Genomic DNA, 12,601 nt, shown 5'->3' with positions numbered 1-12,601 from the left:
CAAGCAAACCGACCGACGTTTTCCAAACCTGCGGCAGATTGCCGTTGCGGTTTGCCAGGTGCTCAAAGCGCCCGGCAACCGCGTTGGGTGTCTCGTCTTGTTGCGGCTTCCGCCACGCTTCGCCCGTTTCAGCGCAGCTTGCAGCAGAAGCCGTTTTCTTCGCAACGGCCAAGCGACGATGTTCCGTTCACCCTAACCTGATACCCGCTCGATATCTTTTAGATACCTGCCTGATACCCGGGTCACATCCGGAAGAAGCCGGGTTTAAGTCCCGGCCTCATCGCCTCTCGCCGATAAAATTCTTGATCGCCAAAAATCCGTTACCGTGTCGACGATCGACTCGACCGAACGCGCCTGTGGGCACCGTCCCTGCCGTGCGATATCGTCGTGCGTGCAACTTGTTACTCCGTTTTCCGGGTGAGCAACTGGCCCTGGGCGCAAGTAAAATAACGGCTTAACGCTTGCACCTGTACAGTCTGACAACATCCGGCCAGCTTAGTGGCTTTTTCCAGACTGTCCGCAAATTATATTCAGAATGAATGAGTTAGGCAAAACATCCCATAAAAAGGTCGCAAGCGAACAGGTCTCAATGATCGAGATCGACGAAAATGCGGCGGGTCAGCGCATCGACAATTTTTTACTTCGCGTCTGTAAAGGCGTACCGAAAAGTCATATTTACCGGATTTTGCGCAGCGGGGAAGTGCGCGTAAACAAAGGCCGTATTGACGCTGCTTATAGACTGGAGATGGGCGATCTCGTCCGCGTACCGCCTATTCGCACCGCGCAACTGGACGAAACGGCGGTTTCATCGAATGCTCCGGCAGCCGAATTCCCCATACTATTTGAAGACGATCACCTGATCGTGATCGATAAACCCGCGGGCGTCGCCGTTCATGGCGGCAGCGGCGTGGCGTTTGGTGTTATCGAACAATTGCGCAACGCGCGCCCGCAGGCGAAATTCCTCGAATTGGTGCATCGGCTGGATCGCGAGACGTCCGGTGTGCTGATGCTCGCGAAGAAGCGCTCGGCGCTGATCAACGTGCACGAGCAAATGCGCGAAAATCGTATCGATAAACGCTATCAGGCCGTCGGTCACGGCGACTGGCTGGCGGGCTGGGGCCGTCGGCGGATTGTGAAGGAACCGCTGCACAAATACCTGACGCCCGAGGGCGAGCGCCGCGTGCGCGTCCAGGACGACGGGCTCGCGTCGCATACGGTGTTCAATTTGATCGAGCGCTTCAGCGACTACGCGTGGGTCGAGGCGGAACTCAAGACAGGCCGTACGCATCAGATTCGTGTGCATATGGCGCATATCGGCCTGCCGATCGCCGGTGACACCAAATACGGCGACTTCGCGCTAAACAAGAATCTGGTTCGCACCGACGCCAATCCGTCGCTCAAACGCATGTTTCTGCACGCTTTCCGGCTGAAACTCGTGCATCCGGCGACCGGCGAGACGCTTCAGGTTGAGGCGCCGCTGCCGGCCGAGTGTCGGCGCTTCATCGAACAACTCAAACAAAATTTTAGAGAGACGCAATAAATGGCCCGTCAGCAATTCGATCTGATTGTCTTCGACTGGGACGGCACCTTGATGGATTCCACTGCGCACATTACGCGCAGCATTCAGGCAGCGTGCCGCGACCTGAGCCTGCCCGTTCCCGCCGACGAAGCGGCAAGTTACGTGATCGGGCTGGGGCTGCGCGACGCGCTGCAGATCGCCGCGCCCACGCTCGATCCCGTCGATTACCCGAAGCTTGCCGAGCGGTATCGCTTTCACTATTTGATCAAGGGTGAGCAAACCGAGCTCTTCGACGGCGTGCGCGGCATGTTGCAGAACTTGCGCGACGAGGGTTATCTGCTCGCGGTCGCAACGGGCAAAAGCCGTGTGGGCCTGAACCGCGCGCTGGACCAGTCGCGCCTGACGAGTCTCTTCGACGGCACGCGCTGCGCCGATGAAACCTTCTCCAAGCCGCATCCGGCCATGTTGCACGAACTCACGCGCGAACTCGGGCAGGACGTGAGCCGCACCGTGATGGTCGGCGACACCACGCACGACCTGCAGATGGCGAAGAATGCGGGCGCGGCGGCGGTCGGCGTGACGTACGGCGCGCATCCGGCGAAGTCGCTGCACGCGCTGGAGCCGCTGTTCGTGGCTGAAAACGTGACGTCGCTGGGAGACTGGCTGCGGGAGAATGCATGACAGGAACGCCGCTTGATCGGGTGCATGAGCCGGTGCTTAAGACGCCACTTGAGCCGGTCCGAATCTGCGCGTCGGAGGATTTGGTCGACGGTGGCGACGGCGTTCGGCATAAAGCCCTCGACAAAAGCGGCGAAGCCACCGTGTTTTTCGTCCGATACGACGGCAAACCCTTTGGCTACCTCAACCGCTGCGCCCACGTGCCCATGGAGATGGACTGGTCCGAAGGCAAGTTCTTCGAGAGCTCCGGCTTATACTTGATGTGCGCGACTCATGGCGCGATTTACGAGCCGGACACGGGGAAATGCGTCGGCGGTCCTTGCCGCGGTGCGCGTTTGCGGCGGGTGGCAGCAGAAGATCGCGACACACCTGACGGCCGCGCCGTCTTCTGGCTTCCCGACGACGATCTCCGTCCGGCTTGACCGTTTTCGCGGTTGTTCTCTCGATGCGAAACGAACCCGCTTTTCATCTTCAATCAGTCAACCAGGCGACGCATGTCCGATCAAATTCCCACCGATTCCGCGGATAAGGCGCGTTCCAAATCCATCGGCGACACCGGCGACAACTGGGAGCGCGCCGCGCTCGAACGCATCGCGCTTGCGGCCATCAATGAACAGCGGGCCGCGCGCCGCTGGCGGATCTTTTTCCGCTTCGTGTTCCTCGCGATCCTGGCGATAGCGGTCTGGAGCGCGTTCGATTTCACCAGTGACAAAGTCGCTAAAACCGCGCGCCACACGGCGCTGGTCGAACTGGAAGGCGAAATTGCCGCCAATAGCGACGCTAGCTCGGACAACGTCAACGCAGCGCTTGACAGCGCTTTTGAAGACGACGGCACGGCGGCGGTGATTCTTCGCTGCAACAGCCCGGGCGGCAGTCCGGTGCAGGCGGGCATCATCAATCGCGAGATCACGCGCTTGCGGACGAAATATCCGTCGAAGCCGCTGTATGTGGTCGTGGGCGACATGTGCGCGTCGGGCGGTTATTACGCCGCGGCGGCTGCCGATAAAATCTATGTCGACAAGGCGAGTATCGTCGGATCGATTGGCGTGCTGATGGACGGTTTCGGCTTTACGGGCCTGATGGACAAGCTTGGCGTGCAACGCCGGCTGCACACCTCGGGCGCAAATAAAGGCGCATTCGATCCGTTTTCGCCCGAAACGCCAGCTATGGATGCCCACGCGCAGGACATGCTCGACCAGATTCACCAGCAATTCATCGATGGCGTCAAACAAGGCCGGGGCAAGCGGCTGAAAGATACGCCGGATGTGTTCTCGGGCATGTTCTGGACGGGTCAGAAGAGCGTGGAGCTCGGTCTCGCCGATGGTTTCGGCGACGCCGATTACGTCGCACGCGAGATCGTCAAGCAGCCGGATATTGTCGATTACACGCAGAAGGAGAGCATTGGTGAGCGGGTGGCGCGCAAGTTTGGCGCGGCGGTCGGCAATGCGTCGATGCACGCGCTGATGATGGGCGGGAAGATGCAGTTGAAGTAAGTTTTCACGTGTTCTTCAGACAAAAACCGCTCGCCTTGAGTTTTCAGGCGAGCGGTTTTTTTGTGCGCGGTGCGCAAAGCGTGGCTAAGGGATGCGCCCCGACCTATGCGCCTAGTAGCAAGAAGATAGCTGGCCGCTTATGCAACTCAGGCGCGGCTTTCTTCTTCCAATCCGACACGGTTCGCGTGACGATCGTCTCGGCCGGCAATGTCAGGTCGACCGCGACGCACACCAGCGTGGACGGCGCGCAGGTCGCGAGCAGCGTGTCCAGCAGCGCACGATTCCTGTACGGCGTCTCAATAAAAATCTGCGTCTGATTCGCCTTGCGCGACAGCGCTTCCAACTCGCGCAGGCGTTTGCCCCGTTCGGCGGCATCGACGGGAAGATAACCGTTGAATGCAAAACTCTGGCCGTTCATTCCCGACGCCATCAGCGCAAGCAATATCGAACTGGGTCCAACGAACGGCACGACTTTCACGCCGCGCTCGTGGGCGCGGCGCACCAGCAGGGCACCGGGATCCGCGACCGCCGGGCACCCAGCTTCCGAGACGAGACCGGCGTCCATGCCCGCCAGAATCGGTTTGAGCAGCTTCTCGACCTCACCCGGTGGCGTGTTGACGTTGAGTTCGCGGATCTCGATTTCCTGGATCGGCCGTTCGGTTCCGACCTTTTTCAGGAAGGCGCGTGTGGTTTTCGCGTTCTCGCCAATGTAGTACTGGAGCGCCGCGGCGCGTGCGCGCACGGGTTCGGGAAGGACGTCGGCGAGCGCGGCACTGTCGCCGTCGCCAAGCGTGTTCGGGATCAGATACAAAACGCCGCTCATGCTGCCCCCATTAACGGAAACCCGGCCGCACGCAACATGCGCGACAACGCGATCAGCGGCAAACCGACCAGCGCGGTGGGATCGTCGGAATGAATTGCATCGACAAGCGTTATGCCCAAACCCTCCGATTTCGCGCTGCCCGCCACGTCGTAAGGCGTTTCGGCAAGCAAATACGCTTCGATTTCCGCATCCGACAGCGCTCGGAATTGCACGCGGGTGACGATATCGGCGGATTGGATATGGTCCGAGCGGTTATCGAAAAGACAAAGCGCGCTGTGGAATTCGACACTTTTGCCGCGCATCGACTGAAGCTGGGCGCGTGCATTGTCATGCGTGCCGGGCTTGCCGATCTGACGGCCGTTGCAGGTCGCGACCTGATCGGAGCCGATCACCAGCGCACCGGAAGCATCGGTCACGCGGGCCGCGGCCGCACGCGCCTTGGCGATCGAAAGCCGGACAGCCGTGGCTTCCGGCGTTTCGCCGTTGAGGGGCGTTTCGTCGATATCGGGCGTGATTACATCGAAAGGAATGCGCAGGCGCTCGAGCAGTTCCCGCCGGTAACGCGAACTCGATGCAAGGATGAGGCGCGGCTTAGTTGAGACGTCGGGCATGAAAATGATTGGCTATGAACAATGGGCTGAAGGACAGGAACCGGGCTGAACCCGCGGTGTCGCACACCGGAGCATAAGTGTTTGACTCGAAAAGACAAAGCCGCTATGATTTTGGGCTTTTCATCGGTATGCGAAGGCCTTTTTACGCATACTGAATGAGCCAAGCGGAGGCCAAGCGGAGGCCAAGCGGAGGCCAAACGGGAGTTAGGCGGGGAGCAAGCCCGGAGCCAGGCGGCTGGAAGTGTACCGGGATGTGGCGGAATGTCTCGCGGTCCCTTATCCCGCCACGGTGCTCGACTCGCCGCTAAAACCGGAAAATCGGGATAAACCACACCAGCCGCACAGGTCCGGTGCGGTGCATACTGCGGTTTCACCCCCGGTCGTCCTCCGCGGACTTGCTATCCAGCCGTCGCGGCCCGACCACTGCAGGAGCGCACATGACACAAAATCCTGGCAAACCTGCATGTCCCGCCGACTTGCGCGCACTCGACTTGTTCGAATTCGCCCAAAGCCGTCGGCAGGCAGCAGGCGGTGTACGGGTCTCGCAATTGCCGCGTATGTTGAACGAAGTGCCGGCAGATGCCCCAGACCGCGACACGGTATTTTCATGGCAGGCCGAAGGCTCCATGCAGCCCGAGTTGCAGGACGACGGTACCGAAGCGCCGCAGCCTTATTTGCGGCTCGCGGTGCACGGGTCGGTCTGGATCGAATGCCAGCGTTGTCTTTCGCCGTATTCGCAACACCTGGATGTCGATGCAACGTATCGCATTGTCACGACGGAAGACGAAGCAGACGAGTTTCCGCTAGACAACGATGAAGTGGAAGTGATCGTTGGCTCACGCCAGTTCGATCTCGTCGACTTGATCGAAGAGGAATTGTTGTTAACTTTGCCGCTCGTGCCGAAGCACGAAGTGTGTCCTGAAGTGCACGAGAGCCTGGTAACGGGTCTCGAGGGCGCCGAGGGCGAGCTGGACGATGGTGGTCTGAATGGCGATGCAGGCACGCAGCAGGATGGCGGCACAGGCAGACCCAATCCGTTCGCCGCGCTCGGTAAGCTCAAGCAGGGCGGCTCCGACGACAACAAGCATTGAGTGTGCTTTAAACGCTCGCATTAAAGAGTATTGATGTCCGGCATCCGGCCGGGTGTCGAATCATCAGGCGGCACGATGCGTCCGGACGACTCACTGGCCCAAGGTCAGGGTCTCCGGCGTGTCGAGCTGTGTTAGAATTCGCAAAATTTTTCTGGAGTCATCATGGCAGTTCAGCAAAACAAGAAATCGCCGTCCAAGCGCGGCATGCATCGTTCGCACGATTTCCTCACCGCAGCGCCGCTGGCCGTTGAGCCGAGCACGGGTGAAGTGCATCTGCGTCACCACGTGAGCCCGAATGGCTACTACCGTGGCAAGAAAGTCATCAAGACGAAGAACGACTAAGCGTACGACGCTTGTTGCGTCTGGCGTTACCGTCTTGACTCGTGGTCTGAGTCGCGGTTGTTCGCGCTTGACATCTTCCTGGTACGACAAGAAGGCGGCATTTCACTGCCGCTTTTTTGTGCCTGAAATTCGTCGCACTCCATGACCGTAAAGATCACTATCGACTGCATGGGAGGCGACCACGGCCCGGCCGTGACCGTTCCCGCCGCGGTCAGTTTCGTGCGTTCGCATCCTGATGCGCAGCTTTTGCTTGTCGGCATCGAATCGGCCATCCGCGCGCAGCTGAAGAAGTGCAAAGCCATCGGCGAAACCCGGCTGACGGTCGTCCCGGCCACCGAAGTGGTCGAAATGGACGATCCGGTAGAGGTTGCGCTGCGCCGGAAGAAAGACTCGTCCATGCGGGTAGCGCTCAATCTCGTCAAGGACGGCCAGGCCCAGACGTGCATCTCGGCAGGCAACACCGGCGCATTGATGGCCGTGTCCCGCTATGTGCTCAAGACGCTGCCAGGCATTGAGCGCCCGGCTATTGCATTCGCAATGCCAAGCCAGAAAGGCTTCACCACCGTGCTCGACCTGGGCGCGAACGTGGACTGCGAGCCGCAACACTTGCTGCAATTCGCCGAAATGGGCCACGCGCTTGTCGCCGCTATCGGGGACAAGGAGCGGCCGACCATTGGTCTGCTCAACATCGGCGAAGAAGTCATCAAGGGCAATGAGACCATCAAACGCGCCGGCGAATTGCTGCGCGCAAGCACGCTCAATTTCTACGGCAACGTGGAAGGCAACGACATCTATAAAGGTACGACCGACGTGGTCGTGTGCGACGGTTTTGTCGGCAACGTGGCGCTGAAGACCTCGGAAGGTTTGGCGCAGATGCTGACCGACATGATCCGCGAGGAATTCAGCCGATCGCTCGCGACCAAGCTGATGGCGCTCGTCGCATTGCCCGTTCTCAAACGCTTCAAACGGCGGGTCGACCCCGCCCAGTACAACGGCGCCGCGCTGCTCGGCTTGCGCGGGCTGGTCATCAAGAGCCACGGATCGGCACAAGCCTACGGGTTTGAATGGGCTATCAAACGCGGGTATGATGCGGTCAAAAATGGCGTGCTTGAACGCCTCGTGCGCGCCATGGAAGAAAACGCTGCTCCCGTGCAACAAACGGCACTCGGCGCTTGCGCTGACACTGCTGGCACCGTGGTCCCGAATCAGGCCGACCCCGCGGCCGACCCCGTCGCCCCAGGCGATAATACGGTCGTCGCCAGCCCGCTCGTGCAGCCGGGCGAACCGGGTGCCGCGCTATCCTCGAAGGCATAATGGCTCAATCGAATCTCTATTCCCGCGTGATCGGAACGGGCAGTTACCTGCCGCCAGATCGTGTAACGAACCAGGATCTGGCCGAGCGTCTGGCCAAACAGGGTGTTGAAACGAGCGATGAGTGGATCGTCGCCCGCACCGGTATACATGCGCGTCACTTCGCCGCTCCTGATCAGGCGACCAGCGAACTCGCCTTGCAGGCGTCGCGTCATGCGATCGAGGCTGCGGGTATTGATCCGCAATCGATCGATCTGATCATTGTCGCCACGTCCACGCCCGACTTCGTTTTCCCCAGTACGGCTTGCCTGTTGCAGAACAAGCTCGGCATCAAGAACGGCGGCGCTGCGTTCGATATTCAGGCGGTCTGTTCGGGCTTCGCTTATGCCGTTGCAATGGCCGACAGCCTGATCCGGGGCGGCACCAATCGTACGGCGCTGGTCGTCGGTGCTGAAACTTTCTCACGCATTCTCGATTTCAACGACCGCACCACGTGCGTGCTGTTCGGCGACGGCGCCGGCGCCGTGATCCTGCAAGCCTCCGACGAACCTGGTGTGCTGTCCAGTGCGCTTCACGCCGATGGCAGTCACGCGAACATCCTGTGCACGCCCGGTAATGTGAACAAGGGTGTGATCGAAGGCAGCGCGTTCCTGCACATGGATGGTCAGGCTGTGTTCAAGCTGGCGGTGAAGGTGCTGGAAAAAGTGGCCGTCGAGGCGCTTGAGAAAGCGCAATTGACAGCAGGCGATATCGATTGGCTCATTCCGCATCAGGCCAATATCCGCATCATGGAAAGCACCGCGCGCAAGTTGCATGTGCCGCTGGAGCGCATGGTCGTGACCGTTGGCGAGCATGGCAATACGTCGGCGGCATCCATTCCTCTCGCATTCGACGTCGCCGTGCGCGACGGCCGTATCAAGCGCGGCCAGCATGTGCTGATCGAAGGGGTAGGCGGTGGCTTCACGTGGGGCGCGTCGGTTATCCGCTATTAAGCGGTTATTAAGCCCGACAAGGCTCCCCCGTCATCACGCCACGTCAGTCATTCGACAATCCAATCGAGCAAGGACCTCATGAAATTCGCGTTCGTTTTTCCGGGACAAGGTTCCCAGTCGGTCGGCATGCTCAATGCATTTGCCGACCACGCCGTGGTGCGCGAAACCGTGCAACAAGCATCCGATGCACTTGGCCAGGATCTGGGCAAGCTGATGGCCGTTGGCCCGGTGGAAGAACTGGGTCTCACCACGAACACGCAACCCGTCATGCTGACGGCCGCGTACGCGATTTATCGCGTGTGGGAAAAGGAAACCGGGCTCAAGCCGGCGATCGTCGCGGGTCATAGTCTGGGCGAATACACGGCGCTGGTTGTCGCCGGTGCCCTGCCGTTTTCTGCCGCCGTGCCGCTCGTGCGGTTTCGCGCGCAAGCCATGCAGAGCGCCGTGCCGGTAGGTGAGGGTGGCATGGCCGCAATCCTCGGTCTCGACGACGACGCTGTGCGGGCCGTCTGCGCCGAAGCATCGTCGGCGGGGGTTGTGGAGGCGGTTAACTTCAACGCGCCGTCCCAGGTGGTGATCGCCGGTGCGAAAGCAGGCGTTGAAAAAGCCTGCGAAATCGCGAAGGCCAAGGGTGCGAAACGCGCATTGCCGCTGCCGGTATCGGCGCCGTTCCATTCGTCGCTGCTCAAGCCGGCGTCGGACCAGTTGCGCGAGTATCTGGCGAGCGTCAGTATCAGCGTGCCGCAGATTCCGCTGATCAATAACATCGATGTCGCGAGCGTCGTCGAACCGGCTGCCATCAAGGACGCGCTTGTGCGTCAGGCCGCGGGTCCTGTGCGCTGGGTCGAAACCGTGCAGAAGATGGCGCACGAAGGGTTCACGCACGTGATCGAATGCGGTCCGGGCAAGGTGCTGAATGGGTTGACGAAGCGGATCGACAGTACGCTGATCGGTGCGTCGATCTTCGATCCGGCGTCGCTCGAAGAAACCCGCAAACTGCTCGCCGGCTGAATTCGTCAGCTAGATAGGCCAGGGCAGTTAAGCCAACGGGTCAGGCAAAACCAAGGAACGGACGAAAGATGATTTTGGACAAGCACATAGTGGTTGTGACGGGCGCGTCGCGAGGTATCGGCCGGTCGATCGCGGTTGAACTCGCGCGCCAGGGCGCGACCGTGATTGGCACCGCGACCAGTGAAAGCGGCGCTGAGGGCATTACCGAAGCGTTGAAAGAGTTTGGCGGACAAAGCCGTGGCGCCGTGCTGAACGTGACTGACGCGACCGCGAGCGAAGCGTTTATCGACGGCGTGGTCAAGGAATTCGGTGGCCTCAACGTGCTGGTGAACAACGCCGGGATCACGAAAGATCAACTCGCGATGCGCATGAAGGACGACGAATTCGACGCCGTCATCGATACCAACCTGCGCGCCGTTTTCCGTCTTTCGCGCGCAGTGCTGCGCCCGATGATGAAAGCGCGCGGCGGACGGATTATCAATATTACGTCGGTGGTGGCGTCGTCGGGCAACCCGGGGCAGGCTAATTACGCGGCCGCGAAGGCCGGCGTGGCAGGCATGACGCGGGCGCTGGCCCGTGAAATCGGCAGCCGTGGGATCACGGTGAACTGCATTGCGCCGGGTTTTATCGATACCGACATGACCAAGGTCTTGCCGGAAGCGCAGCGTGCGGCACTCACAGCACAGATACCACTCGGCCGACTGGGCAGCCCCGAAGATATCGCTCATGCTGTGGCTTTCCTGGCTTCCCCGCACGCCGGCTACATCACGGGGACAACGCTCCATGTGAACGGCGGCATGTACATGTGACAGGCATTTCGTTAATATCCGCGCCGTGTGGCGGGTGCGCAAAGTGCTGACTCAAAGAACAACGCCTGAAGCGCGATGCGCGAGACGCGAAATTTGCTGTCAGAAGTGGTAAGCAGGAAAGGGCGCAAGAAAGAACGTGACGGGCATCAAAGGCATGTCACGGGCTAAACAAAGCTGATTCCGTGCGTGGGTATTTACGGGTACAAACCTGATAAAATGCGCGCACTTGTGTTTTTGAACTACATTTCCCTCGGAGGGCTGCATGGACAATATCGAACAGCGCGTGAAGAAGATCGTCGCCGAACAACTGGGCGTCGCCGAAGCCGAAATCAAGAACGAAGCTTCGTTCGTCAACGATCTGGGCGCTGACTCGCTCGACACCGTCGAACTCGTGATGGCTCTCGAAGACGAATTCGGCATGGAAATCCCTGACGAAGAAGCTGAGAAGATCACGACGGTTCAGCAAGCGATCGACTACGCTCGCGCTAACGTCAAGGCCTAAGGCCCGCGCGCCAAGCTGCTTCTACACTATTCGGGGTTGACGCTCTGTCGCGATTCGAACCGATTTAACAGCCACAGGGCTCACAGGGCAATTTCCTGTGGATCTTGTGGCTTTTGCTTTTTGTCATTTATGGATAAGGGGTTACCGTGAGCCGTCGTCGTGTTGTTGTTACAGGCCTTGGGCTGATTTCGCCTGTCGGCAATACCGTTGCCGACGGCTGGGCCAATCTGGTCGCTGGCAAGTCGGGCATCGCCGAGATCACGAAGTTCGATGCCACGAACTTCTCCACGCGCTTTGCCGGCGAAGTCAAAGGCTTCAATGTCGAAGACTATATGCCGGCCAAGGAAGCGCGCCACATGGATACCTTTATCCATTACGGCATTGCTGCAGGCGTGCAAGCCATGCAGGACAGCGGACTGGAAATCACCGAGGAAAACTCGGAGCGCGTGGGCGTTGTCGTGGGTTCGGGAATCGGCGGCCTGCCAATGATCGAAGTCACGCAAACGGAATTGCTGAATCGCGGCCCGCGCCGGATTTCGCCGTTCTTCGTGCCGGCGTCGATCATCAACATGATCTCCGGCCATCTGTCTATCCGCTTCGGTTTGAAAGGACCGAACCTGGCCATTGTGACTGCATGTACTACGGGTCTGCATTGCATCGGCGAAGGCTCGCGGCTGATCGAATACGGCGATGCCGACGTGATGATCTGCGGCGGCTCTGAAGCAACTGTGTCGCCATTGGGTGTCGGCGGCTTTGCGGCGGCGCGCGCGTTGTCCCAGCGCAACGACGACCCCGCTACCGCCAGCCGTCCGTGGGACAAGGATCGCGACGGTTTTGTACTGGGTGAAGGTGCTGGCGTGATGGTGCTCGAAGAGTATGAGCATGCGAAGGCGCGTGGCGCGAAGATCTATGCCGAAGTCAGTGGCTACGGCATGAGCGGCGACGCATATCACATGACCGCCCCGCCGGAAGACGGCGACGGCGCACGGCGCAGCATGCGCAATGCATTGAAAAACGCCCAGGTCAATCCGGACGAAGTGCACTACCTGAACGCCCACGGCACGTCCACGCCGCTCGGCGACCTGGCTGAGACCATTGGTATCAAGAACACGTTCGGCGACCACGCGAAGAAGATCGTGGTGAATTCCACCAAGTCGATGACAGGCCACCTGCTTGGGGGCGCCGGTGGACTGGAATCGGTCTTCACCGTGTTGGCGCTGCATCACCAGATCTCGCCGCCCACCATAAACATCTTCAACCAGGATCCGGCATGTGACCTGGACTACTGCGCAAACGAAGCGCGGGAAATGAAGATCGACGTGGCGCTGAAGAACTCGTTCGGTTTCGGCGGCACGAACGGCACGCTCGTTTTCAAGAAGCATTGAGCGGCGCGCGCCTGATCGTCGCGGGGACCGGCGA

14 protein-coding genes are annotated in these 12,601 nt (G+C 60.0%); 12 read left to right on the top strand and 2 right to left on the bottom strand.

Features of this window, described 5'->3' with window-relative positions; genetic code table 11:
- Window positions 1-535 precede the first annotated feature (535 nt).
- From SBC1_RS12095 to SBC1_RS12080, 4 genes are all read left to right on the top strand, one after another.
- Window positions 536-1,540 (top strand): RluA family pseudouridine synthase, encoded by a 1,005-nt coding sequence (locus SBC1_RS12095; RefSeq protein WP_165092187.1) that lies wholly within the window; start codon window positions 536-538, stop codon window positions 1,538-1,540.
- Window positions 1,541-2,200 (top strand): HAD-IIIA family hydrolase, encoded by a 660-nt coding sequence (locus SBC1_RS12090; protein ID WP_165092186.1) that lies wholly within the window; start codon window positions 1,541-1,543, stop codon window positions 2,198-2,200.
- A complete protein-coding gene (locus SBC1_RS12085) occupies window positions 2,197-2,619 on the top strand; it encodes a Rieske 2Fe-2S domain-containing protein (RefSeq protein ID WP_165092185.1) in 423 nt (140 codons plus the stop codon). Before SBC1_RS12090 ends, SBC1_RS12085 begins: the two co-directional genes overlap by 4 nt.
- A 72-nt stretch (window positions 2,620-2,691) precedes the next feature.
- On the top strand, window positions 2,692-3,690 hold the full coding sequence (locus tag SBC1_RS12080; RefSeq protein ID WP_165987733.1) for a S49 family peptidase: 999 nt from the start codon (window positions 2,692-2,694) through the stop codon (window positions 3,688-3,690).
- A gap of 103 nt (window positions 3,691-3,793) precedes the next feature.
- On the opposite strand, the gene SBC1_RS12075 is transcribed toward SBC1_RS12080, so the two are convergent.
- Window positions 3,794-4,513: an SAM-dependent methyltransferase gene (locus SBC1_RS12075; protein ID WP_165092183.1), complete on the bottom strand. Its 720-nt coding sequence runs from the start codon at window positions 4,511-4,513 to the stop codon at window positions 3,794-3,796.
- Window positions 4,510-5,124, bottom strand: coding sequence for a Maf-like protein (locus SBC1_RS12070; RefSeq protein WP_165092182.1), 615 nt, complete (start codon window positions 5,122-5,124; stop codon window positions 4,510-4,512). The genes SBC1_RS12075 and SBC1_RS12070 overlap by 4 nt, the downstream gene beginning before the upstream one ends.
- A gap of 437 nt (window positions 5,125-5,561) precedes the next feature.
- On the opposite strand from SBC1_RS12070, the gene SBC1_RS12065 reads away from it, so the two are divergent.
- From SBC1_RS12065 to fabF, 8 genes are all read left to right on the top strand, one after another.
- The gene (locus tag SBC1_RS12065) at window positions 5,562-6,215 is read left to right on the top strand and encodes a YceD family protein (RefSeq protein ID WP_165092181.1); all 654 of its coding nucleotides are present in this window, start codon (window positions 5,562-5,564) and stop codon (window positions 6,213-6,215) included.
- Between the two features lie 162 nt (window positions 6,216-6,377).
- On the top strand, window positions 6,378-6,557 hold the full coding sequence (gene rpmF, locus SBC1_RS12060) for a 50S ribosomal protein L32 (RefSeq protein WP_047844776.1): 180 nt from the start codon (window positions 6,378-6,380) through the stop codon (window positions 6,555-6,557).
- A gap of 141 nt (window positions 6,558-6,698) precedes the next feature.
- The gene (gene plsX, locus SBC1_RS12055; protein WP_165092180.1) at window positions 6,699-7,871 is read left to right on the top strand and encodes a phosphate acyltransferase PlsX; all 1,173 of its coding nucleotides are present in this window, start codon (window positions 6,699-6,701) and stop codon (window positions 7,869-7,871) included.
- Window positions 7,871-8,860 (top strand): beta-ketoacyl-ACP synthase III, encoded by a 990-nt coding sequence (locus SBC1_RS12050; protein ID WP_165092179.1) that lies wholly within the window; start codon window positions 7,871-7,873, stop codon window positions 8,858-8,860. Before plsX ends, SBC1_RS12050 begins: the two co-directional genes overlap by 1 nt.
- A gap of 78 nt (window positions 8,861-8,938) precedes the next feature.
- Entirely contained in the window at window positions 8,939-9,871 is a 933-nt protein-coding gene (gene fabD, locus SBC1_RS12045) for an ACP S-malonyltransferase (protein WP_165987731.1), read from the top strand.
- Between the two features lie 68 nt (window positions 9,872-9,939).
- Window positions 9,940-10,680: a 3-oxoacyl-ACP reductase FabG gene (fabG, locus tag SBC1_RS12040; RefSeq protein WP_165092177.1), complete on the top strand. Its 741-nt coding sequence runs from the start codon at window positions 9,940-9,942 to the stop codon at window positions 10,678-10,680.
- Between the two features lie 262 nt (window positions 10,681-10,942).
- Entirely contained in the window at window positions 10,943-11,182 is a 240-nt protein-coding gene (acpP, locus tag SBC1_RS12035) for an acyl carrier protein (protein ID WP_004197638.1), read from the top strand.
- 146 nt (window positions 11,183-11,328) lie between these two features.
- Complete coding sequence (gene fabF / locus SBC1_RS12030) at window positions 11,329-12,567, top strand: beta-ketoacyl-ACP synthase II (protein WP_165092176.1); 1,239 nt, start codon at window positions 11,329-11,331, stop codon at window positions 12,565-12,567.
- Window positions 12,568-12,601: the final 34 nt, after the last annotated feature.

This window comes from Caballeronia sp. SBC1, assembly GCF_011493005.1.
Lineage (GTDB): Bacteria > Pseudomonadota > Gammaproteobacteria > Burkholderiales > Burkholderiaceae > Caballeronia.
The sequence above is the reverse complement of the archived record's forward strand: the minus strand, read 5'-3'. Positions and strand labels throughout refer to the sequence as shown.